At 72.8% G+C, this 21945-nt stretch carries 25 protein-coding genes; 12 read left to right on the top strand and 13 right to left on the bottom strand.

Going from position 1 to position 21945, the window contains the following annotated elements; genetic code table 11:
* Positions 1-159: 159 nt before the first annotated feature.
* From PV342_RS00935 to PV342_RS00920, 4 genes are all read right to left on the bottom strand, one after another.
* Positions 160-1623, bottom strand: a complete 1464-nt coding sequence (locus PV342_RS00935) for an amidase family protein (RefSeq protein WP_500315573.1) — start codon at positions 1621-1623, stop codon at positions 160-162.
* A gap of 211 nt (positions 1624-1834) precedes the next feature.
* Positions 1835-3052 (bottom strand): phospholipase D-like domain-containing protein, encoded by a 1218-nt coding sequence (locus tag PV342_RS00930; RefSeq protein WP_386993823.1) that lies wholly within the window; start codon positions 3050-3052, stop codon positions 1835-1837.
* Between the two features lie 105 nt (positions 3053-3157).
* Positions 3158-3685, bottom strand: a complete 528-nt coding sequence (locus PV342_RS00925; RefSeq protein ID WP_400797077.1) for a DoxX family protein — start codon at positions 3683-3685, stop codon at positions 3158-3160.
* A gap of 46 nt (positions 3686-3731) precedes the next feature.
* Positions 3732-5183 (bottom strand): amidohydrolase family protein, encoded by a 1452-nt coding sequence (locus PV342_RS00920; protein WP_400797080.1) that lies wholly within the window; start codon positions 5181-5183, stop codon positions 3732-3734.
* 256 nt (positions 5184-5439) lie between these two features.
* On the opposite strand from PV342_RS00920, the gene PV342_RS00915 reads away from it, so the two are divergent.
* The 3 genes from PV342_RS00915 to PV342_RS00905 are packed head-to-tail and all read left to right on the top strand — an operon-like array spanning position 5440 to position 8313.
* Positions 5440-6630: a CaiB/BaiF CoA transferase family protein gene (locus tag PV342_RS00915; protein WP_386993827.1), complete on the top strand. Its 1191-nt coding sequence runs from the start codon at positions 5440-5442 to the stop codon at positions 6628-6630.
* Positions 6623-7453 carry a citryl-CoA lyase gene (locus PV342_RS00910; protein WP_386993828.1) on the top strand — a complete coding sequence of 277 codons (831 nt, stop codon included), beginning with the start codon at positions 6623-6625 and terminating at the stop codon, positions 7451-7453. The genes PV342_RS00915 and PV342_RS00910 overlap by 8 nt, the downstream gene beginning before the upstream one ends.
* A 2-nt stretch (positions 7454-7455) precedes the next feature.
* Positions 7456-8313, top strand: a complete 858-nt coding sequence (locus PV342_RS00905; RefSeq protein ID WP_433427892.1) for a dioxygenase family protein — start codon at positions 7456-7458, stop codon at positions 8311-8313.
* A 44-nt stretch (positions 8314-8357) separates the two neighbouring features.
* Here the strand turns inward: PV342_RS00905 and PV342_RS00900 are convergent, their stop codons facing one another.
* Positions 8358-9197: an IclR family transcriptional regulator domain-containing protein gene (locus PV342_RS00900; RefSeq protein ID WP_500315572.1), complete on the bottom strand. Its 840-nt coding sequence runs from the start codon at positions 9195-9197 to the stop codon at positions 8358-8360.
* A 531-nt stretch (positions 9198-9728) separates the two neighbouring features.
* Between PV342_RS00900 and PV342_RS00895 the strand changes: the two genes are divergently transcribed.
* Entirely contained in the window at positions 9729-10580 is an 852-nt protein-coding gene (locus tag PV342_RS00895) for a formate/nitrite transporter family protein (protein ID WP_500315571.1), read from the top strand.
* Between the two features lie 55 nt (positions 10581-10635).
* On the opposite strand, the gene PV342_RS00890 is transcribed toward PV342_RS00895, so the two are convergent.
* Positions 10636-11562, bottom strand: a complete 927-nt coding sequence (locus tag PV342_RS00890; RefSeq protein WP_018563819.1) for a pirin family protein — start codon at positions 11560-11562, stop codon at positions 10636-10638.
* Positions 11563-11687: 125 nt separating this feature from the next.
* Here PV342_RS00890 and PV342_RS00885 point away from each other — a divergent pair, with 125 nt between their 5' ends.
* From PV342_RS00885 to PV342_RS00875, 3 genes are all read left to right on the top strand, one after another.
* The gene (locus PV342_RS00885; protein WP_500315570.1) at positions 11688-12176 is read left to right on the top strand and encodes a carboxymuconolactone decarboxylase family protein; all 489 of its coding nucleotides are present in this window, start codon (positions 11688-11690) and stop codon (positions 12174-12176) included.
* A 256-nt stretch (positions 12177-12432) separates the two neighbouring features.
* The gene (locus PV342_RS00880) at positions 12433-12642 is read left to right on the top strand and encodes a DUF2180 family protein (RefSeq protein ID WP_329183520.1); all 210 of its coding nucleotides are present in this window, start codon (positions 12433-12435) and stop codon (positions 12640-12642) included.
* A gap of 78 nt (positions 12643-12720) precedes the next feature.
* Positions 12721-13158 carry a Fur family transcriptional regulator gene (locus PV342_RS00875; RefSeq protein WP_500315569.1) on the top strand — a complete coding sequence of 146 codons (438 nt, stop codon included), beginning with the start codon at positions 12721-12723 and terminating at the stop codon, positions 13156-13158.
* 41 nt (positions 13159-13199) lie between these two features.
* Here the strand turns inward: PV342_RS00875 and PV342_RS00870 are convergent, their stop codons facing one another.
* A complete protein-coding gene (locus PV342_RS00870) occupies positions 13200-13799 on the bottom strand; it encodes an HAD family hydrolase (RefSeq protein ID WP_500315568.1) in 600 nt (199 codons plus the stop codon).
* Positions 13800-13803: 4 nt separating this feature from the next.
* Positions 13804-14562, bottom strand: coding sequence for a DeoR/GlpR family DNA-binding transcription regulator (locus tag PV342_RS00865; RefSeq protein ID WP_329183524.1), 759 nt, complete (start codon positions 14560-14562; stop codon positions 13804-13806).
* Between the two features lie 72 nt (positions 14563-14634).
* Between PV342_RS00865 and PV342_RS00860 the strand changes: the two genes are divergently transcribed.
* Positions 14635-15825 carry an MFS transporter gene (locus PV342_RS00860; RefSeq protein ID WP_500315567.1) on the top strand — a complete coding sequence of 397 codons (1191 nt, stop codon included), beginning with the start codon at positions 14635-14637 and terminating at the stop codon, positions 15823-15825.
* Positions 15822-16583, top strand: a complete 762-nt coding sequence (locus tag PV342_RS00855) for an alpha/beta fold hydrolase (protein ID WP_500315566.1) — start codon at positions 15822-15824, stop codon at positions 16581-16583. Before PV342_RS00860 ends, PV342_RS00855 begins: the two co-directional genes overlap by 4 nt.
* 13 nt (positions 16584-16596) lie before the next feature.
* Here PV342_RS00855 and PV342_RS00850 read toward each other — a convergent pair whose 3' ends face one another.
* Positions 16597-17577 carry a D-cysteine desulfhydrase family protein gene (locus tag PV342_RS00850; protein ID WP_391579766.1) on the bottom strand — a complete coding sequence of 327 codons (981 nt, stop codon included), beginning with the start codon at positions 17575-17577 and terminating at the stop codon, positions 16597-16599.
* A gap of 173 nt (positions 17578-17750) precedes the next feature.
* Between PV342_RS00850 and PV342_RS00845 the strand changes: the two genes are divergently transcribed.
* Both PV342_RS00845 and PV342_RS00840 read left to right on the top strand, forming a co-directional pair.
* Positions 17751-18143 (top strand): SRPBCC family protein, encoded by a 393-nt coding sequence (locus tag PV342_RS00845; RefSeq protein WP_018563809.1) that lies wholly within the window; start codon positions 17751-17753, stop codon positions 18141-18143.
* A gap of 253 nt (positions 18144-18396) precedes the next feature.
* Positions 18397-19236, top strand: coding sequence for a helix-turn-helix transcriptional regulator (locus PV342_RS00840; RefSeq protein WP_386993836.1), 840 nt, complete (start codon positions 18397-18399; stop codon positions 19234-19236).
* Here PV342_RS00840 and PV342_RS00835 read toward each other — a convergent pair.
* The 4 genes from PV342_RS00835 to PV342_RS00820 form a co-directional block, all read right to left on the bottom strand.
* The gene (locus PV342_RS00835) at positions 19226-19804 is read right to left on the bottom strand and encodes a chloramphenicol phosphotransferase CPT family protein (protein WP_500315565.1); all 579 of its coding nucleotides are present in this window, start codon (positions 19802-19804) and stop codon (positions 19226-19228) included. The two genes, PV342_RS00840 and PV342_RS00835, sit on opposite strands and share 11 nt — an antisense overlap.
* 48 nt (positions 19805-19852) lie before the next feature.
* A complete protein-coding gene (locus tag PV342_RS00830; RefSeq protein WP_386993838.1) occupies positions 19853-19999 on the bottom strand; it encodes a hypothetical protein in 147 nt (48 codons plus the stop codon).
* 213 nt (positions 20000-20212) lie between these two features.
* On the bottom strand, positions 20213-20482 hold the full coding sequence (locus tag PV342_RS00825; protein WP_158689909.1) for a hypothetical protein: 270 nt from the start codon (positions 20480-20482) through the stop codon (positions 20213-20215).
* A gap of 146 nt (positions 20483-20628) precedes the next feature.
* Positions 20629-21243 (bottom strand): TetR/AcrR family transcriptional regulator, encoded by a 615-nt coding sequence (locus PV342_RS00820; RefSeq protein WP_386993839.1) that lies wholly within the window; start codon positions 21241-21243, stop codon positions 20629-20631.
* Between the two features lie 131 nt (positions 21244-21374).
* Between PV342_RS00820 and PV342_RS00815 the strand changes: the two genes are divergently transcribed.
* Positions 21375-21935: an ester cyclase gene (locus PV342_RS00815; protein WP_329183538.1), complete on the top strand. Its 561-nt coding sequence runs from the start codon at positions 21375-21377 to the stop codon at positions 21933-21935.
* Positions 21936-21945 lie beyond the last annotated feature (10 nt).

Below are 21945 nucleotides of genomic sequence, written 5' to 3'. Positions count from 1 at the left end.
TACGCCGGTCACGCCGCAGCCGGTCGTGCCGGCGCCCGCCGTACCCCGCGCGCTTGCGACCTCGGTGCACGAGCCTTCCCCGTCCCTCGGGATCACACGCCGGCCGCTCATGGGAGGGACCGCCCCGCTCGCGCGGGGCGGTCCCACACGCCGGCGCCGTCAGCGCTCCGCGTCCGCCGCTCTCGGCGCCGGCACGGCGGGCGAACGGCGGTGCAGCAGGGTGGGGTTGACGGCGGACGGCGGCCTGCGCAGCCGGGTCGCCTGCTCGTAGTCGTACGCGTAGCCGAGGAGCAGCGGCTCGCTCCACGCCCGTCCGAGGAAGGTGATGTTGAACGGCCTGCGGTTGGCCGCCAGGTAGCCCGCGGGGACGGTGACCGAGGGGTAGCCCGCCTTGGCGCCGATGGACGAGCTGCCGCTGTTCACGAACAGCAGGGCGGTGACGTCGTGTTCAGCCATGAGGGCGTCGATGCGGTCCTTGCTCTCCGCCAAATCCCGGGCGCGGGCGGCCTTGTACTCGACGGTGTCCGCGCTGTCCGGCCCGAGGTCCCTGGACTGCGCGGCGAGGGCGAGCGTCTGCCCGAACTTCAGGGCGAGGCCCGCGTGGGCCTCATTGTGGGCGATCACGTCGGCGAGGGTGCGCACCGGCGCGCCCTCGGGCAGCCGCGCGAGGTAGGCGTTGAGGTCGCGCTTGAACTCGTGGCTCAGCACGGGGGAGGCGACGTCGTACCGGCGGCGCGCCTCGATGCCGACGTCGACGAGTTCGGCGCCGCGTCGCGCCAGCGCGTCCAGGGCCGCGTCCCACAGGGCGCGTTCGTCCGTGCCGTCCTCGGGCGTCTGTTCCGCGACGACACCGATGCGCGCGCCGCGCAGGGCGTCGGGTGACAGGTCGGCGGTGAAGTCGTGGCCTTCGAGGGGGTTGCCGGCAGTGGCCGGGTCCTCGGGATCGGTGCCGGTGACGACGGTGAGCAGGGCGGCGGCGTCCGCGACGGTCCGGGTCATCGGGCCCGCGGTGTCCTGGCTGGAGGCGATGGGCACGATGCCGGTGCGGCTGACCAGGCCCAGGGTGGGCTTCACCCCGACCCCCGACGTGGCCGACGCCGGGCTGAGGATGGAACCGTCGGTCTCGGTGCCGAGGGTGACGGCGGCCAGTCCGGCCGCGGCAGCGACCCCCGAACCGGCGCTGGAGCCGCTCGGCGTCTCGCTCAGGTCGTACGGGTTGAGCACCTGGCCGGCGAGCGAGCTGTAACCGCTGGGCATGCCGACGGTCAGGTAGTTGGCGAACTCGGTGAGGTTCGCCTTGCCGAGGATCACCGCCCCCGCCTCGCGCAGCCGGGTCACCAGCGGGGCGTCCTGGGCGGGGTACGAGCCGGCGAGCACCACCGAGCAGGCCGTGGTCGGCATGCCGAGGACGTCGATGTTGTCCTTCACGAGCACCGGTATGCCCAGCAGCGGCCCGCCGGGGCCGCCGCCGGCCCTGCGGGCGTCGGCCGCCGCGGCCTCCTCCAGGGCGGCGGGATTGACGCAGCGCACCGCGTTCAGGGCCGGTCCGCCGACGTCCAGGTCCTCGATGCGCCGCAGGTAGGCGCGGGTGAGGGAAACGCTCGTGATGCGGCCCGAGGCCATCAGGGCGGACAGCTCCGCGACCGTCGCGACCTCCAGGTCGGCCGGGAACGCCTCGTGCCGCGCCGCGTCGGTCCGGCTGTCTGGCGCAGCCGGTTCGGTGCCGGTGTTGACGTCGATGTCGCCCTCCAGGGTGAACGGTGCGCTGACGCGACCGGGGTGCGTACGCCCCGCGCTGCCGTCCTGCGGGGCGTCACCATCATCCTCGCCCTCCTCACAGGAAGCGGCGGATGGGCGCGGTCGCCGCCTCCTGGGCCCGCTCCAGTGCCGACCGGTCGCGCCAGCGGGTGCCGTCCACGGGCTCGCTGCGCAGCAGGTCCTCGTCGAAGTGGGCGTCGAGGACGGAGGTGAAGGACTCGTCGAGCACCGCCAGCATGACCTCCTCGTCGTGGTCGAGGGAGCGGCGGTTGAAGTTGGTCGAGCCGATCAGGGTGGCCACCCCGTCCATGGTGATCACCTTGGCGTGCATCATCGTCGGCTGGTAGTGCCAGATCCGCACGCCGCAGTCGATGAGCCGCTGGTAGTAGCGCTGCCCGGCGAGCTGGCAGACGCGCTTGTCGGTGTGCGGGCCGGGCAGCAGGATCTCGACGTCCACCCCGCGCGCCGCCGCGTGGCAGAGCAGGCCGACGAAGTACGGGTCGGGCGCGAAGTAGGCGGTCGCGAGCCGGATGCGCTGCTCCGCGGAGGCGATCACCACACGGAGCAGGGTGCGCATGTCCTGCCAGCCGACGCTCGCCGAGCCGCGGACGACCTGGACGATCGCGCCTCCGCTCTGCTCGTGCTCGCCGAAGCGGTCGCGTGCGTCGAAGAGCCCGTTGCGCCGGCACTCGGCCCAGTTCTGGGCGAAGGCCGCGGCCAGCCCGTCCACGGCGGGGCCGGTGACCCGGACATGGGTGTCCCGCCATTCCCCGGGGTGCCGGGCGTCGCCGCACCACTCCTCGGCGATGCCGACGCCGCCGGTGAAGGCCACCTCGGCGTCGACCACGAGGACCTTGCGGTGGCAGCGGTGGTTCTGCTTGAACGGCGAGAGCCGCACCGGCTTGCGGAACCAGGCGACGTCCACGCCGGCCCGGTCCAGACCGTCGAGCAGTTCCTGCTCGATCAGCCGCCCCCCGAAGCCGTCCAGGAGCAACCGCACCCGCACCCCCTCCGCCGCCTTGGCGGCCAGCGCGTGCGCGAAGTCGCGCGCGATCTGGCCGCGCCAGTAGACGAAGGTGGTCATGTCGACGGTGTGCTTCGCCGCGCGGATCGCGTCCAGCATCGCGGGGAAGATCTCGTCCCCGTTCCGCAGCGCCTGAAGGCAGTTGCCCTCGGTCGCGGCGATGCCGATCAGCCGTTCGAGGCGGCGGCGCAGCTCCTGCTTGCGGTCGGCGGCGGAGCGCTCCGGCCGGTCTCCGTCCGCGCGGTCGGTCTCCTCCAGCGAAGCGCCCATGCCGTCGTGCCCCCCGGTTCCTGTTCCGCCGCGGCCCGTCCGGCCGCGGCGTCGCGTGGCGTACTCCAGCCGTATGCCCGGCCGGAGGCGGCTTATCCGGAGTGACTACGCGTTCTCGTGGGGCTCGCGGGACTCCTTCCTGCTCCGCAGCACCCTGGCGCGGCCGGCCAGCGGCACCGTCGCCGCGAGGAGCCCGGCCGCCAGCGCGGCGGCGCCCCAGGCGGGGGCGGGCCGCCAGCTCAGGCCGAGGACGTGGTCGAGCGACCACTCCCCCGGCCCGGTGAAGCCGAGGCACGCGGCGATCGCGCCATAGAGGAACGGCACCTCGCAGCCGCCCTTGAGCGCCCAGAAGCCGTTCGGCGCCGTCGAGGCGGCGGCCACCGTCATCGTGCCGACGACGACCGCGCAACCGCCGGGTGTCAGCAGTCCGGTCGCGACCGACGCCGCGCCGGTCAGCTCGGCCACCCCGGCGACCAGCGCCATCCGCGGCCCGGGGACGACTCCGTAGCCCTCGAACACGGCGCCGGTGCGGGCCAGGCCCGACCCGCCGAACCAGCCGCGCAGTTTCTGCGTGGCGTGGCCGAAGAGCAGTGCGGCGAGCAGCAGTCGGAGCAGCAGCAGCCCCAGGTTCATCTCTCGGTTCTCCTTCGTGTCACCCGTGCCCCCGCTGTCACCCGGGTCACCGGCCGTGCGTCGAGGCGCTGCGGTAGTCGGTGTAGGTGTACGGGTTGTCGAGCACCTTCGTCTCGGGGACGTCGGGGTTCATCCCCTTGCGCCACTCCTCCTCGCCCATGGCGGACCGCAGATGGTCGACGGTCTGCTCAACCTCGCGCCGCACCGCGGCCAGGTCGACGCCGAGCAGGCGGTGCTCGTGCTTGACGACCCGTCCGTCGACGAGCACGGTGTGCACGTCGCCGCGCTGCGCCTGGAAGGCCACCTGCCCGTACGGGTTGAGCAGCGGGAAGGAGACCGGCGAGTGGTCGTTCTTCAGCAGGACGATGTCGGCCTTCTTCCCAACCTCCAGGCTGCCCAGGTCCCGCTCGCGGCCGAGGGCCCGGGCTCCGCCGAGGGTGGCCCACTCCACCACCTGGTCGGCGCGCAGCGCGCAGTGGGTGACGGTCTCGCCCTTGGCGTGCGCCTCCAGGTGCGCGCGGGCTCGGTCGGCGCCGAGGGTGGTGCGCATGGCGGAGAAGAGGTCGCCGCTCCACCACACGCTGGTGTCCATCGACAGGGAGACGGGGATGTCGTGCGAGCGGATGGCCCAGGTCGTCGGGTAGCCCTGGCCGGCGCTCTGCTCGCTCTCGGTCGACACGGAGACCGAGCCGCCGGTGGCCGCGATGCGGTGGTAGGAGTCGGCGCTGAGCGTGGAGGCGTGGACGTACACCGTCTGCGGGGTCATGAAGCCGTTCTCGTACATCAGGCGGATGCCGTCGTCGTTGGTGGCACCCCACACCCCGGCATGGGTGGTGACGGCGACGCCCAGGTCGCGGGCCACCTCGAAGGCGGGCTTCTCGGGGAAGGCGGGGTCACCCGTGACGTCGAAGGCGAGCTGGAATCCGAGCATGTCGTCGCCGTCGACGCGGCGGCTGACGAAGTCGCGGAACTCCGGCGCCGCGGTCCATTCCGCGGGCGCCTGCTGGATGTTGCCGTACGCCAGGACGAAACGGCCCGGCACGGACCGCAGGGCGTCGACGGCGGCGTCGGCGTGGTCGACGGTCTGCAGGCCGTGGGACCAGTCGACGACGGTCGTGACGCCCGCGTCGAGGGCCTCCACCGCGGCGAGCCGGTTGCCGGCGTGCACGTCCTCGGGGCGGAACTTCCTGCCGTGCTCCAGGTAGTACCAGACGAAGTACTGCGTGAGGGTCCAGTCTGCTCCGTAACCGCGCATCGCGGTCTGCCACATGTGCCGGTGCGTGTCGATCATGCCCGGCATGACGACGCCGCCCGTGGCGTCGATCTCCACCGTCCCGTCGGGCACGGCGAGTCGCGGACCGACCGCCGCGATCCGGTCGTCGACGACGAGCACATCGGTGTCCGCGAGGACCTCGCGCTCACGGTTGACGGGCAGCACGGTCCCACCGCGCAGAACAATGGGCCGCCCCGGGCTGAATGCCTCGACCTTATCCATCATGAACTCCCTTGGCCGCTTGACGGACACGAGTACGCTATTCGGCCATCGAACCGAGCGCTAGCCTTCAGACGCGGTTCGGGAGCCATGCGCCCCCGAAGCGGCCCAGACCCTGTCGCAGAACGAGACACCGCAGCAACAACAGGGCCTCTAACCGGCCATGGCGTTGCAGATCAGCCTTGACGCCCCCGGCTTTCCGCAACAGAATCGCGGGTACGGACGGCTGTCCGTCCTGCGGTCAGATGAAAGGTGACACTGGATGTCAGAGAGCACCGCGCCCGCGCGACCGGGCCCGGCGGGCCCGCTGTCAGGGCTGCTGGTGGCCGACTTCTCCCGGATCCTCGCCGGCCCCTACGCCACGATGCTGCTGGCGGACCTCGGCGCGGACGTCGTCAAGGTCGAGGGTCCGCACGGTGACGACACCCGCAGCTGGACGCCCCCGGTACGCGACGGGGTGTCCACCTACTACCTCGGCATCAACCGCGGGAAGCGTTCCGTCGCGCTTGACCTGCGCGACGAGGCCGATCGGGAGGCGGCGCGCGAACTCGCGCGCCGGGCGGACGTCGTCATCGAGAACTTCCGGCCCGGCGGCCTCGTCAAGTACGGCCTGGACTACGCGTCCGTGCGCACCGGCAACCCGGCCGTCGTCTACGCGTCCATCAGCGGCTTCGGCTCCGGCGCCGGGCGCGACGTGCCCGGCTACGACCTGATGGTGCAGGCCGTCTCCGGGCTGATGAGCCTCACCGGGGAGCCCGGCGGCCCGCCGTACCGGGCCGGGATCTCGGTCTTCGACGTCATGGCGGGCAACCACGCCGCCATCGGCATCCTCGCCGCCCTGCGTCACCGCGACGCCTCGGGCGAGGGCCAGCACGTCGAGGTCAACCTGCTGTCGTCGGCGCTGACCGGACTGGTCAACCACAGCTCGGCCTACGTGGCCGGGGGCGAGGTCCCGTACCGGATGGGCAACGCGCACCCGAGCGTCTTCCCGTACGAGCCGCTCCCCACGGCCGACAACGACCTGATCGTGGCCGCCGCCAACGACGGCCAGTTCCGCAAGCTGTGCGAGGTCCTCGGCATCCCCCGGATTCCCGACGACCCGCGGTTCGCGCGCAACGCCGACCGCACCGCGAACCGGGAGGAGCTGCGGCCGCTGCTCGTGGAGCAGCTGGTCAAGCGCGGCGCGAACGAATGGTTCGAGCTGCTGGTCGAGGCAGGAGTGCCGAGCGGGCCGATCAACACCATCGACGGCGGCTTCGCCATGGCCGAGCGGTTCGGGCTCGACCCGGTCGTCACCGTCGGTGAAGGAGAGCGCGCGGTGCCCACGACCCGCCACCCGGTCACCTTCTCGGCCACGCCGGCCGTCTACCGGCTGCCGCCTCCGGGGCTCGACGAGCACGGCGCAGAACTGCGGGCGTGGCTGGCCCGGGACCCGGAGGACACCCGTGACTGACCCGTCCGCGCCCGGCGGCTACCCCACCGCGCTGGGCGCCTCGGACCGCACCCGCATCACCCTGCTCGGGCAGGACCTCGCCCAGGACGTCATGGGCGAGGTCGGCTTCGGTGAACTCGCCTTCTGGCTGGCGACGCAGCGCCGCCCGAGCCGTGGCGAGACCCGGGTCTTCGAGGCCGTTCTCGCGGCCCTGGCCGACCACGGCTTCACGCCCACGGCCATCGTCACCCGGCTCACGTACCTGTCCGCGCCGGACTCCGTCCAGGGCGCGCTCGCCGCGGGCCTGCTCGGCGGCGGCTCCCGCTTCCTCGGCGTCACCGAGGACACCGGGAACTTCCTGCACGAGGCGCTGGCCGCGCACGGCGAACCGCCCCGCGACGACACCGGCTGGGACGAGTTGGCGCTGCGTCTGGTCCGCGAGCAGCGGGCGGCCGGCCGGTTCGTCCCGGGCCTCGGCCACCACGTGCACAAGGACGGCGACCCGCGCACGCCCCGGCTGATGGACATCGCCTCCGAGGAGGGCCTGTTCGGCCCGCACCTGTCACTGTTCGCCGCCATCGGCCGGGTGCACCCCCAGGTCCTCGGCAAGACCCTGCCGCTCAACGGCGCGGGCGTCTGCGGGGCCGCACTCGCCGACCTCGGACTGCCGCTGCCGCTGCTGCGCGGCTTCGCCCTGCTCGCACGCACCGCCGGGCTCATCGGCCAGCTCGCCGAGGAGATGCGCAATCCGGTCGCGAACGACATCTTCCTCTCCGTCGACCTGAACAACCGGCCCGTCCCGCCCCAGCCGGACACCGAATCCGCAGGGAACACCAAGGAGTGACCATGTTCGTCAACGAGGACAACCTCACCGAGCTGGCGGCCCAGCGCTGGGCGACCTCCCACGACCCGCGCCAGGCGCGGCTGATGTCCGCCCTGGTCCGCCATCTCCATGCGTTCGCCCGCGAGGTGGAGCTCGGGGAGGACGAGTGGATGGCCGCGATCCAGTGGCTGGCGGAGGCGGGCCGGATCAGCGACGCCAAGCGCCAGGAACTGATCCTCGCCTCGGACGTGTTCGGGCTGAGCACGCTGGTGGTGCAGCTGAACAACAGGTTCGCGCCCCAGGCCACCCCCGCCACCGTCCTCGGCCCGTTCCACATCGACGGATCGCCCGCCGCCCCGTACGGCTTCGACATGTCCGACGGCATCCCCGGAACACCGCTGTTCGTCACCGGCAAGGTCACCGACCTGGAGGGCAAGCCCGTCCCCGGAGCGGTCCTCGACGTGTGGCAGGCGGACGCCGACGGCGCCTACGAGGCGCAGCTCCCCGAGATCGACGAAGCCCGCCTGCGCGCGAAGTACCGGGCCCGGGAGGACGGCACCTACTGCGTCCGCACCATCGCCCCCCGCGGATACGCGATCCCCATGGACGGACCGGTCGGCGACCTGATCAGCACCACCGACATCAGCCACTTCCGCCCCGCGCACGTCCACTTCCTGATCCACGAGCCCGGGTACGAGAAGCTGATCACCCATCTGTTCCAGGAGGGCAGCGAGTACCTGGACAGCGACGTCGTCTTCGGCACCAAGGAAGCGCTGGTGGTGCGGTTCACCGAACGGCCGGCGGGACCCGCCCCCGACGGCACGACGCTCGACGTCCCGTATCTGCTGGCCGAGTTCGACTTCGTCCTGCAGCCCGCCTGACGGACCGGCCCGCACCAGCCGCCGGACGGCGGATGCCGGACGCGTCAGCCCGCGGCGGTGGCGCCGGGGGCCGGCGCGGCGGCCGGCCGGACCTCGCCGTGCGGGCGGCTCTGCCACAGCGCCCAGTCCGCCGAGACGTTCCCGGCCGCACGCAGCAGCAGGGGGAGGTAGGTGCCGGTGAGCACGTCCACCCCGGTCTCGGCTGCGTGCACGGTGACGTTCATCGCCGCGCGTACCGCCCCGTCGCCGTCCCGCACGGGCACGGCGACCGACCGTACGCCGGGCGCGAGTTCCTCGTCGGCCAGCGCCCAGCCGCGGGCCCGGACCGTGCGCAGTTCCGCGGCGAACTCCTCGGGCGTCGGCCGCGGGAAGCCGGGAAGCCCGGAGCGGCTGGGCTCGGCCAGGACCGCCTCCAGTTCCTCCGGGCCCAGGGCCGCGAGCAGCACCTTGCCCTGGGAGGTCTGCGGGGCGGGGAACCGGGTGCCGATGTCCACCCGCAGCGCGATGATCTTCGGCACGGAGACCCGGGCCACGTAGACGATGTCCGAGCCGTCCAGCTGCGCCATCGAGGACGACTCCCCGGTCTGCGCGACCAGCGCCTCCATGTGGGGACGGGCCACGTCCCACAGGCCGAGCGCGCCCACGTAGGACATGCCCAGCCGCAGCACGCGCGGGGTGAGGGTGAACGCGCCCTGGTCGGTGCGGACGTAGCCGAGCTCCTCCAGCGTCAGCAGCAGACGCCGCGCGGTCGGCCGCGCCAGCCCCGTGGCGGCGGCGATCTCGCTGAGCGTCAGCCGGCGGTGCCGGGCGTCGAAGCAGCCGAGCACGTCCAGCCCGCGGGCCAGTGCCTCCACGAAGTCCGGACCGCTTCCGCGCCCTGCCATCCGATGCCTCCCGCGTCCACGTCGGCTATGCCCGCTCCACCGGTGACCGCAGGGCGGACCGCCCGCAGACGGCGTCGCGCCTGCGCCCGTTCCCCTTCGCCGGCCCCGACCGCGCGGGCATCCTTTCGGCGGCCATTATACGGACGATCGTCCGCGACTGCCCCTGGCCCGGAAGGACCCGGGCGCACTTCGGCCGCACGCGCGGCTGCCGGCACTCCACGGACAGAGGCGGCCGGTCGGTAGTTTCCTGTGCCACCCACCAGCGAAGGACAATACGGGACGGCATTCGGCGCCCCCCTCCACCGCGCCCCTCACACCCGCCCCATCTGCGGCTCCATCCGTAACAGAGCGCCACTTTACCGATGGCTGAATTCCCGTTGACCCGGGCTTGCGTCATGGATTGCCCATCGATGGGAGAAATCACCTTTCCTTTTGTGACGTGCAACTCCTTTTCCTTTTCGACGCCTCCTCCGACCTAGCATCGAGAAATGCAGGACGGACATTCCGGTACATCAGTGAAGAGGTGACACCATGCCGATCCCCGTGTCCCAGGCCCTCGACGAGCAGGGGCGGACCGCCGCCGACAAGGCCGTCGGCCTCCTCAGCCCGGGCCGCTATCTGGTCAGCTCCCTGCTGGCCGGCGCGTTCATCGGGATCGCGGCGGTGCTGCTGCTCACGGTCACCGGACCGCTGGCGGCCGCGGGGTCGCCGTTCACGAAGCTCGTCCAGGGCCTGCTCTTCGCCGTGGGGCTCATCCTGGTGGTCTTCGCCGGCGCCGAACTCGCCACCGGCAACATGATGACGAGCGTCCAGGGCGTCCTCGTCCGCAGCATCAGCGGTGCCAACGCGGCCGCCCTGATCGTCGGTTCGTTCGTGGGCAACCTCATCGGGTCCGTCCTCTTCGCCCTGGTGGTGCACGGCAGCGGGGTCATCGGCGCCGGTGCCGCTCCCGGGCACACCGCGCCGGCCCTCGCTCTGCTCACCACCCTGCTCAAGACGAAGGCCGCGGAGTCCGGCTCGGCGCTGTTCTTCCGCGGTGTGCTGTGCAACTTCCTGGTCTGCCTGGGCGTGTGGATGGCCGCGCGGACCAAGTCGGACGGCGCCAAGATCACAGTGATCTTCTGGGCCCTGCTGGCGTTCGTCGGCTCCGGCTTCGAGCACGTCGTGGCCAACATGACGTACTACTCGCTGGGGATGTTCGAGCACGTGCCGGAGGCGACGGCCGCCGGATTCGCGCGCAACCTGCTGTTCGTGGGCCTCGGCAATCTCGTCGGCGGCGGCCTGCTGGTCGGCGCCGCGTACGCCTTCCTGGGCCGCGGCAGGCCGGGGAGGCCCGCCGACGAGGCCGCACCCGTCGAGGCTCCGGAGTCGGTCACGGCCTGAGCGGCACGGGCCGGTCCGGCGGCGGACCCGGAGGGCCACCGCCGGACCGCGCCGGTCAGTGCGTGTTCCCCCGCGACTTCAGGGGCACGTGCGGCAGTTCCGGCGCGGGCAGCGCGTCACCGTCGTAGCCCGCGACCTCACCGAACCGGGTGCCCGTCATCCAGTCGGTTCGGGCCTGTTCGATGTCCTCCTGCGTACGGCCGATGAAGTTCCACCACATGATGATCCGCTCCCCGAAGGGCGGACCCCCGAGCAGCACCGCCCGGGCGGGGGTGTCCGCGTGGTTGGTCAGGGTCAGGGTGTCGCCGCCGGGAGCCAGGTAGCCGAGATCGGCCGGGCTCAGCCGTGTGCCGGCCATCTCGACGTCGCCGCTGTCGACGAGCAGGCCGTGCTCGTGGGCCGGGTCGATCGCCAGAGTGACGGTCGCGCCGGGGTCGAGGGCGAGTTCGGCGCCGAGCAGCGGGGTGAAGGTCGCCACCGGCGAGGTGTCGCCGGCCAGGGACCCCAGGAACACCCGCACCACAGCCCCGCCGAGCGCCACGGGCCTCGGGACGTAGTGCTGGAAGGCGGGGGCGGTGTCACGGTCCCGCTCGGGGAGCACGACCCACAGCTGGACACCGTGCAGGACCGTGGTGCGCTCGGTGGAGACCTCGGAGTGGCTGATGCCGTGCCCGCCGGTCATGAGGTTGAGCTCGCCGGGCCGCACGTAGGCGTGCGTCCCGAGGCTGTCGCGGTGCTCTATCTCGCCGCTGAACAGCCAGCTCACGGTCTGGAGCCCGATGTGGGGGTGGGGCGCGACGTCCATGCCGCCGGTGTCGGAGACGTCGTCCGGACCGTAGTGGTCGGCGAAGCACCAGGCGCCGATGAGCGAGCGGTTCCGCTGCGGCAGGGTGCGCCGCACCGTCATCGCGCGGGGACCGCCGAGCGGGACGTCGCGGGCGGACAGGATCTCCACGGCGGCCTCCGCCTGGGACTCGCTCATGTCGCGCTTCTCACACAACGAGTGCTTCGAATTTCAACAATCATGGTGATGATGATACGGCGATGCCCGCGACGGACGACGGGGCATCCCATGGCGGCCGGAGACGGCCCGGCGAAGGAGTGCTGGTGAGCGACCCCACGGTGGTTCGGCCGAGCAGGCGGATCTTCATCGACAAGCAGAGCCCGCGGGCCTACAAGGCGATGGTGGCCGCCGCCGAGACCGTACGGGCCGTGGCCGCCGAGGCCGGGCTCGAACGGGACCTGGTGGAGCTGGTGAACATACGCGTGTCGCAGCTCAACGGCTGCGCCTTCTGCCTCGACCGGCACACCAGGGCCGCCCTCGACGAGGGCGAGACGCCGCAGCGGCTGACCGTGCTGCCCGCCTGGCGCGACACCGAGTTGTTCACCGCGCGCGAACGCGCCGCGCTCGCGGTGGCCGAGGTGACCACGGACCCCACCGACGCCACCGCCCAGGAGCAGGCCTACCAGGCCGCGCGCGAGGTGTTCGGCGACGACGAGCTCTCCGCCCTCATCTGGGTGGCGATCACCATCAACTCCTTCAACCGGGTCTCCATCCTGAGCAAGCACCCGGTCCGCCCCGGCCCGAAGCGGTGAGAAGGTCCCGTACGCGAAGGACGCGGCCGCGCCGTCCGTGACGGCGGGGCCGCACCCTTCGCGCGCGGCGGGGTCAGCCGTTCACCTTCCGCACCGGACCCGGGCCGGACTGCACCCGCTCGATGTACTCCGCGCGAGCAGGCTGACCTCGTCGAGCGTGGCGACGTCAAGATTTGACTCGGTCAATTCTCGCCCTTACGTTCGAGGGGCGGGCGATGAGAGCCGCGCCCCTCCCCCACCCCCGGAGCGAACTCGCGTGAAGTGCTACGACTGCGTCCAGGAAGCGCGCCACGACAGCGAAGGCATCGGCGTCTGCACCCGCTGCGGCCTGTTCACCTGCGCGGACCACTCACGTGTCGTCCGCCTCCCGGTCCACCAGCCCAAGGGCCTCGGCAGGGCTACGAGCCGCCTGCACGCGCGCCGGGTCGTCTGCGGCACCTGCCACACGGCCGAGACCGCGGAGTGAGCGCGGTCACGACCGCACTCGAATAGAATTGACTCCTTCAAATGTCGTGCACACCCGGGAAGGAGCGTGACGGCGGCCATGGAGCAGTCGGCCGGCGACCTGCTCAAGAGCAAGGGGCTGCGCAGCACGGCACAGCGCCGCGCCATCCTCACCGCCCTGCACGGCCACCCCCACTCCACCGCGTCCGAGCTCGAGGCGAGGATCGGCGTCGGCACCCCGGGCGCGGGAGGACTGTCCAAGCAGGGCCTGTACAACGTGCTCGACGACCTCACCAGGGCACAGCTCATCCGCTGCATCGAGCCCGCGGGATCCGCCGCGCGCTACGAACTGCGCGTCGACGACAACCACCACCACCTGGTGTGCCGCGACTGCGGCCGCATCGAGGACGTCGACTGCACGGTCGGCGCGGCGCCCTGCCTGGACCCCGTGGAGACCAAGGGCTTCGCCGTCGACGAGGCCGAGATCACCTGGTGGGGTCTGTGCGCCGAGTGCCAGGAGGCGACCGCGGGCGCGTGAGCGCGGATACGGCGACACCCTCGCCCGGGCCCGGCACGCCGTCAGAAGCGTGACAGGCGCTCCCTGAGCCCGGCCGGGCCGGTGAAGAGGTGGCCGCGCATGCCGGCCGCCTCCGCCGCGCGGATGTTCTCCGGGCGGTCGTCCACGAAGAGGATCCGGGCCGGGTCCTCCCGCAGCGCGTCCCGGCACCAGCGGTAGGCGGCCGGGTCGGGTTTGGCGTGGCCGGTGCGGCAGGACAGGGCGCACACATGGAAGTGCCGCAGCCAGGCGTGGCGGGCCTCGTAGTGGGCGGCCAGTTCTTCGGGGACGTTGGAGAGCAGCCCGATGCGGCAGCCCAGGGAGGCGAGTTCCTCGACAAGGGCGACCATCGAGGGATCGACACCGCTCCAGCTGTCGACGTCGGCGGCGATGAGCGCCTCCGTCCGCCGACCGTCGAAGCGGGTCCCGAGGGCCGCCGCCACACCGTTCCAGTAAGCGGGTCCGGTCAGCTCACCTCGGTCGTACGGGGGGCGCAGACCCCAGTAGGCCTCCCAGAAACCGATGGCGGGCACCCCGGCCGTACGGTGCAGCCGTTCCCTGCCCTCCGCGGACTGCGGGCAGGCGATGACGCCGAAGAGGTCGAACAGCACGGTGCCGGGCACGCGGTCACACCTGCCGCACCGTGACGCCCGCCGCGGACAGCGCGCCGACCGCGTCCTGCGGCGCCGACCCGTCCGTGACGACCGCGTGCAGCGCGGCGGCGGGGGCGACGAAGGCGAGGGCGGTACGGGAGAGCTTGGCGCCCTCGGTCACGGCGATGACGCGCCGGGCGGAGGCGATCGCGGCCCGCTTCACGGCGGCGTCGTCCAGGTCGTAGGCCGTGAGGCCGTTGGCGGCGTTGAGCCCGCAGCAGCCGATCACGGCGGTGTCGAAGCGCAGCGCGGCCAGTGAGGCCTCGGTCAGCGGCCCGGTCAGCGCCAGTTCGCCGGGCCGCGGCCGCCCGCCCGGGACGAGCAGGGTCAGGTGCGGGGCACCGGTCAGGGCGTTGACGGAGTGCAGGGACAGCGGCATCACCGTCAGCCGGCGCTGTTCGAGCGCCCTGGCCACCTCCAGGCAGGTCGTACCGCTGTCCAGCACGACGGCCTCGCCGTCGGCGATCAGCCCGGCGACCTCCGCGGCGATGCGCGCCTTGGTCTCCTGCCCCTCCTGGGACCTGAGCCCGAAGGGCGGCTCCTCGCCCCGCAGCAGCAGACTCCGCGCGCCGCCCCGATAGCGCTCCAGGACGCCCTGGGCGGCCAGCGCCTCCAGGTCGCGTCGGACGGTCATCTCCGAGGCGCCCGTGAGCGCGGCGAGTTCGGCGACGCCGAGGCGCCCCGCCTCCTGTACGGCCTCGGTGATCTGCCTGAGTCGGTCGATGCCAGCCATGACCGCATTGAACATCTTCAACGTTTGAAAGGCAAGGTTTCGAAACCGATTTCTGTTCGCTATGTTCGATGCGTGAACGGAACACCTCGGGCCGCCCGGACGGCCACCTTCGCCTACTTCGTGCTGAACGGTTTCCTGCTGGGGATGTGGATCGTGCACATCCCGGAGATCGAGCACCGCACCGGGATCGGCCACGCCACCCTCGGCTGGCTCCTGCTGCTGCTCGGCGCGGGCGCGTTCGCGGGCATGCAGATCGTCGGCCCGCTCACCGACCGTCTCGGTGCCCGTACGGTCGTGCCGGTCAGCGCGGCGCTGTGCAGCGCCACCGTCGTCCTGCCGGGTCTGGCCGGCAACGCATGGACGCTGGGAGCGGGCCTCCTGCTGCTGGGCATCGGCAACGGCTGTCTGGACGTGAGCATGAACGCCCACGCCGTCCAGGTCGAGCAGGCGTACGGCCGGCCCGTCATGTCGGCCTTCCACGCCACCTTCTCCGTCGGCGGCGTCCTTGCCGCGCTGGTGGGCGCACGCACCCTCAGCCAGGGCTGGAGCCCGGCGGCGACGCTCGGGGTGGTGGCGGCGCTGGGCGTCGTCGCCGCGGTCGCGGCGGCACCCGCACTGCTGCGGCCCGCCGCCCGCGCCCCGAAGGCGGTGGACGCCGGACCGCCGGCCCGCAGGAAGACGCCTCGGCGCATCTGGGCGCTCGCCGTACTCGCGCTGATGATCATGATGTGCGAGGGAGTGGCCAACGACTGGAGCACCCTCCACCTGAGCACCGTGCTGGACGCACCGGCCGCCACCGCCGCGCTCGCTTACGGGGCCTTCGCCACCGCCATGACCGTCGGCCGCTTCGTCGTGGACCGGTTGGCGGCGCGGGTCGGCCCCCTGGCGGTCCTGCGGGGCGGCGCCTCGGTGGCCGCCGCCGGACTGCTGGCGGCGGCCCTGTCGCCGTGGGTGCCGTTGGCCGTGGCCGGCTGGGCCGTGTTCGGCGCCGGACTGTCGGGCTGCGTACCGCAGTTGTTCAGCGCGGCGGGTCACGCCGATCCCGCCGCCGCGGGCGCCAACGTCTCCCGGGTCGCCGGGCTCGGCTACCTCGGCATGCTCGCGGGGCCGGCGGTCATCGGCCCGCTGACCCACCTGATGCCGCTCAACCTCACCTTCCTGCTGCCCGTGGCATGCTGTGCCGTCGCGGCCGCGACGGCCGGCATCCTGCGCCCGCCCGCGCGCACCGCCCCGGCGGCACACCAGGAGGTACCGACGGCATGACCGGCACCGACCCCACGGGCACGGTCCCCGCCGCGATCGAGTCCTTCACCGTGAACTGCGACGGCGAGACCCTCGGTTGCTCGGCGGCGCACCCGGGCACGGCGGACCGGAGCCCGGCCGCCCCGCTGACGGCCGTCGTCCTGCACGGAGCGGGAACCAGCGACCGGCAGCGGCTCACCGGAGTGCTCACCGACGTCGCCGTGCGGGGTCACCACGCGCTCTCCCTCGACTTCTCGGGGCACGGCGACAGCACCGGTCGGCTCGCCGAGTCCAGCCTGAGACGGCGGTTCCTGCAGGCCAGGGCCGTCATCGACGGGCACGTCCCGGACCGGCACCGGCTGGCCGTGATCGGCTTCAGCATGAGCGGGCAGACCGTCGCCGACCTCGCGCGGCACTATGGTGCCCGGGTGGCGTCCGTCGGCCTGTGCGCGCCCGCCGTCTACGCGGCCGAGGCGTGGACGGTGCCGTTCGGGGCGGGTTTCACCGAGATCATCCGGACACCTGAGAGCTGGCGCACCTCCTCCGCCCTCGAGACCTTCCGGTCCCTGTCCGGCCGGGCGGTGCTCGCGGCGCCGGCCGCGGACGCGGTGATCCCGCCGGCGGTCACCGAGGCCGTCGCGACCGCGCTCGGAGGCTCCCGCGCCCGCTTCACCCGGCTCACCTACCCGGACGCGGAGCACCGGCTCGCCCTGTGGTTCACCGGCAACGCCCGGCCGCGCGGCCGCTTCGTCGACGCCGTCCTGCACGACGGGGCGTGAACGTCCGCGCCCGTCAACCCCGTTCGTACGATCGCAGCGCGGCGACCGAACGGCGCACGGCCTCGGCGTGCCCGAAGAGCCCGGGCAGGCCGCCGGTGTGCAGGAAGACGGTGCGCTGCCCGCGGCGGATGCCGCCGTCTCGTACGGCGGCGACCAGACCGGCCATGGCGCGGCCGGTGTAGGTGGGATCCAGGACGATGCCCTCGGTGGCCGCCGCCGTCCGCATCGCCTCCAGGACCGGTTCGTGGAGCGTCGCGTAGCCGGCGCCGACCTGGTCGGTGCGGATGCGCAGCGCGTCCGGGGAGACGGCACGGCGGGCGACCGCCCCGGCCAGGTCCGCGACGATCGCGGCCGGCTCGGTCACGGCGCCGCAGTGGACGCCGAGCACCCGCTCCTCGCCCAGCGCGGCGACGAGACCGGCCATGGTGCCGCCGGAGCCGAGGGCCACCACCACATGGGCGACGTCGGGAAGTTGGGCATGGAGCTCCTCGCCGCCCTCGACGTAGCCGCGGGCACCGGTGGCGCTGGAACCTCCGAAGGGGATCAGATGGGGCCGCGCTCCCTCGCGTCGCAGCCGCCCGCAGACGTCCTCGGCGGCGCCCGCGAGTTCGGCGGGCTCCGCGTCACCGGCCCAGACGACCCGGGCGCCGAAGAGTCCGTCGAGGACGAGGTTGCCGGTGCCGGACCCGGCCTCGGGTTCCTTGCCGGGGAAGACCAGGACGGTGTCGAGTCCGAGGCGCGCCCCGGCCGCGGCGGTGAGGCGGGCGTGGTTGCTCTGCGCCGCGCCCACCGTCACCAGGGTGTCCGCACCGGCTTCGAGTGCCTCGCCGACCGTCCACTCCAGCTTGCGGACCTTGTTGCCGCCACCACCGAGTCCCATGAGGTCGTCACGCTTGATCCACAGGTCGTCCGCGTCCAGGCCGAGGGCGGCGGCCAGCCGGGGCACGGGTTCGACGGGGGTGGGCCAGGCGGACAGCGTGATCTTGCCGGGCATCGGCTGCGCTCCAGGTTCTACGGCGACGGTGACCGGCGCTGCGGGACACCGGTGGACTCCATTGTGGGCTCCCGGCGGGCCCCGCCGGTCCGGGAGGGCGGGAGAGGGCGCGGTGGCTGCCGTGACAGGGCGGAGGGACACTCGAAGTGTCCCTCTGAGGAGGTGGGATCGCCGTGAGCGAGTTCGAGCGCTCCATGAACATGACGGCCTCCGCGGACCGTGTCTTCGACCGGGCGGAGGACCTCGACCGCATCGAGTCGTGGCTGCCCGACGAGCTGCACGTCCGTGCCGCCGAACCGCCCGCCGTCACCGTGCACGACGACGACACGGGACGGGACGCGGCCGCGCTCTTCCGGGCCGACCGCGCGCACAGACGGCTGGAGTGGGGCACCCGCGAGGACGACCGTTACGCGGGCTGGCTGCAGGTCGACCGGACCGGCGAGCGGACCAGCGAGGTGACCATCCACCTGTCGTTCACCGACGAGAGCATCGCGCCGCCCGAGGGCGTCGTGGACCGGGCACTGGACGACAGCCTGCACCGTCTGTCGGGCATCGTGACCTCATGAGTCCGGCGGGGCGGCCGCGCGCCGGGGCCAACTGTCGGCACGGACCGCTCCGCCGGTGCGAGGGGCCGGCTCCCGGGCAGCGCACGTCCCTGCGGACCCGGAAGCCCTCCCTCCGCTCCACCCCAACGTAGATCCCAGTTTGGACTGAGTCAAATGTCGGCTGCTGTTCGGGACGGCCGGGCGCCGCAGCCCCCGGACTTCCTGGGACTCGGGGTACCAGGCACCGTCGCGTCCGGCGCAGCACACTGAGGAGATGGCGGCGACGGAATTCGGCAGAGCGGTGCGGCGGTGGCGTGAACGGGTGACGCCCGAGGCGGCCGGGCTTCCGGTCGGCGGGCACCGGCGCGCCCCGGGACTGCGCCGGGAGGAACTGGCCCAGCTCGCGGGGATCTCCGTCGACTACGTCACCCGGCTCGAACAGGGCCGGGCCTCCCATCCCTCGGCCCAGGTCGTGGAAGCCCTGGCCAGGGCGCTGCGGCTGTCCCCGCAGGAGCGCGGGCACCTGTTCCAGCTGGCCGGTCTGGCGCCCCCGGGGCCGGACACCGTCCCCGCGTACATCACCCCCAGCGTCCAGCGGCTGCTCGACCGGCTGACCGGGACACCGGTGGCCGTCTACGACGCCTCCTGGACGCTGCTGGTGGCCAACCCCCCGTACGCGGCGCTGATGGGCGATCCCTCCGGATGGCGCGGCAACGAGCGCAACGGGGTGTGGAACCACTTCGTCGGCCGGGCCGGCCGGATCCGGCGCACCCGGGAGTACCTGGCCGGTTTCGAGTCGGCGCTCGTCGCCGACCTCCGCGCCGCCGCCGACCGCTACCCGTCCGACCAGCAGGTGCGCCGGCTCGTCGCCGACCTGCGCGCGCACAGCGACCGCTTCGCCGAACTGTGGGACGCCGGCGCGGTCGGCCGGCACGAGGCGTCACGCAAGATCGTCGACCACCCGCGCGTGGGCCCGCTGACCCTCGACTGCGACGTGCTGACCGTGACGGGCAGCGACCTGCGCATCATGGTCTACACCGCGGAACCGGGCAGCGAGGACGCCGACCGTCTGGCACTGCTCACCGTCCTCGGCACCCAGGCCCTCACCGGCTGACGGCCGCCAGCCGCTCGAAGGCCGTCGGGAACGTCCTGCGGGGCAGGAAGTCGCGGATGAGGCGGGCGCACTCCGCCGCAGAGGCCTCAGTCGTGTCGCACTCGACGTCGTACCGGCCGTGGGCGTGGACGAGGCCGAACTGGCGGGCCGCCAGACCCGCGGGACGGTCCCCGCGCTCCCGCTCGCGCCGCCGCAGTTCCGCGAGCGAGCAGTGCACCCCGACCAGGACGACGTCCCTCGCCGGGAACAGCGCGAGGCAGTCCCGCAGGCGCCACGGCTCGCTGAGCACATGGTCGACCACGACGTTGTTGCCTCCGGCGGCCATGCCGGCCACCGCCCGGTGGAAGCCCCGCCAGGTGCGCCGCAGCACGTCCGGAAGTTCCTCCGGGGTCACCGCGCGACGGGACCGCATGGCGTGGAAGGCGTCCACGGGCATGTGGAAGTACGTGCCGTCCAGGGTGAGCAGCAGTTCCCTGGCGATGCTCGACTTCCCCGAACTGGACGTCCCGTTGAGGAACACGATGAGGCCGCCGGACCCGGCTTCGGCTTCGGCTTCGGCTTCGGGCAACGTGCCTCCTCCGCCGCCGGACCTCCGCGGCCGTGGTGGGCGGGCGCCCTACGGCGCCTGCGTGCCGGGCGCGTTGGGAGCCGCCGACGGCTGGGGGGTGGGGGGAGGACTCACGATCCGGTCCTCCACCGCGGACAGGACGAGCATCAGCCCGAGCAGGAAAACCGGCAGCCCGAGCACCAGCGCGGCGATCATCGCGGATCCTCCGTGTGCGGCAGGGGCGTTCGCCGGCAGCGGGCGACGGTGTCGGAGGGATGGCGGCGGCGGACGTTGACACGGTGGGACACGGGGGACATGGGCACCTCCACTTCGGCGTCGAAGGCCCGCCTTCCCCGCTTCGGGCGTTGTATGGGGGCGCCCGGGAACGCACGCTCTCGCGTCACGGTCCCGGGCGCGGCGCCCGTGGGTTCAGTAGCGGAAGGCGTCGGGGCCGTCGAGCCGCCCGAAGCGGCGCGGATGCGGGATCTGCTCCGGCCGCTGGGCCCACCGGGCACGGCGGCGCCGGGCACCCCCGTGCTCACCCCAGTAGAGGACGGCGACGACACCGGCCGCCGCGCACAGCAACGCACCGACGACGACGCTGTAGAACGTGCCCGCCGAGATCACCCCGACCACGGCGCCCAGCACGATTCCCAGCATTCCCGCACCGAAAACGAGCCTGCGAATCTTCAAATCCATGAAGAATCACTCCCTTTCGGAAGAACGCATTCCCCGGTGAACATCCGTCAATCCACGGATCGCCTTAACGAGTGACGGGCCGGGCGGGTTTGTGACGTCTCATCACGCCCTTCGCCCGAATTGCGGCGCGGACGCGAGCCGCGGTCTCAGGCGAGGGCGGACGCGGCGGTGCGGTAGAGGACTTCCTCAGCCCGGTCCCACGACCAGCCGTTCTCCACCACGAGCGTGCGCCAGCCGGTCGGGCCGAACCAGAACCAGAGCAGGTCGGCGGTCTCCTCCGCCGAGTACCGCCGGGCGGGTGCGCCGACTTCCAGGAAATGCCGTGCGACCGCGCGCAGCGCCTCCCGGTAGTCGGCCGTCGCCCTTTCCCACAACGCCTCGCCGTTCTCGTGCACGGGCAGCGCCTTGCGAATCGCCTCGTGCGCCTTGAACTGGCTCTCGTTTCCCGCCCGGGTACCGCGGGCGAGCGCCCGGAGGACACCGTCGGGCGTCCGCACGTCCATGATGCGTGCGACGGCCCGCTCGTATCCGGACCCGACCACGGCCTTGTCGACGATCCGGTCGAGGACGTCCGACTTGCTGCCGACGCTGGCGAAGACCGTCTTCGACGCGACCCCGGCCGCCGCCGCGATGTCCGCGACGGTGACCCGCCCGTAGCCGCGTTCGGCGAAGAGCAGCTCGGCCTGTTCGAGGATCAGCGCGCGCGTCCGCGCCGCGGCCTGTTCTCGGAGCGGGGAGACGTAGGCGCGCTTGGTGGACATGGCGGCATCCTATGCGATATCCGTTCCGCTTTGACCTATCCAATCGGTCCTCTATAACCTCAATATCGGATGCGCGGCGCGCGCGTCCGGTGAGACCGGCCCGCGAGGCGGGCGGGCGAAAGGTGGGAACGATGGCGATGGACGCCAAGGACCTGGCCGAGGGGCTGTTCCGGATCCTGGAGACGGGCGATGCGGCACTGGCCCACGAGGTCGTGGGCCCCGACAACCACAACCGTGAGGCGGCCGTCTCGCCCGCGGCCTGTTCGACACCCGGCCCGGCGGGAACGCTCGCCTCGGGCGCGTGGCTCCGCTCGGCCTTCAGCGACCTGCGCTTCCCGGTGCTGGGCATCGCCCGCAACGACGACCAGGTCTGGATCCGGCTGCGCATGCAGGGACGGCACACCGGCGCGTTCGTACGCTTCCGTGACGGCGTCCTCGACCAGGCGATCCCTCCCACCGGGCGCGAGGTCGACTTCGAGCAGGTCCACCTGCTCGACCTCCGCGACGGCAAGGTCGTCCGCCACGAGGCGCTGCGCGACGACATGACGATGCTGGGCCAGCTCGGCGTCTTCCCCCCGTCGCCGGCTGTCGCCCTGCGCATGGTCGCCTGGAAGGTCTCGGGACGCGCCAAGCGGGCCGCCGACGAGGTCACGAAGCTCGCCGCCGAGGCGGCCGGGCAGGCGCGCGGCTGAGCCTGCCGTG

Origin of the sequence: Streptomyces sp. PA03-3a (assembly GCF_033792735.1) — a bacterium.
Taxonomy (GTDB): Bacteria; Actinomycetota; Actinomycetes; order Streptomycetales; family Streptomycetaceae; genus Actinacidiphila.
The sequence above is the reverse complement of the archived record's forward strand: the minus strand, read 5'-3'. Positions and strand labels throughout refer to the sequence as shown.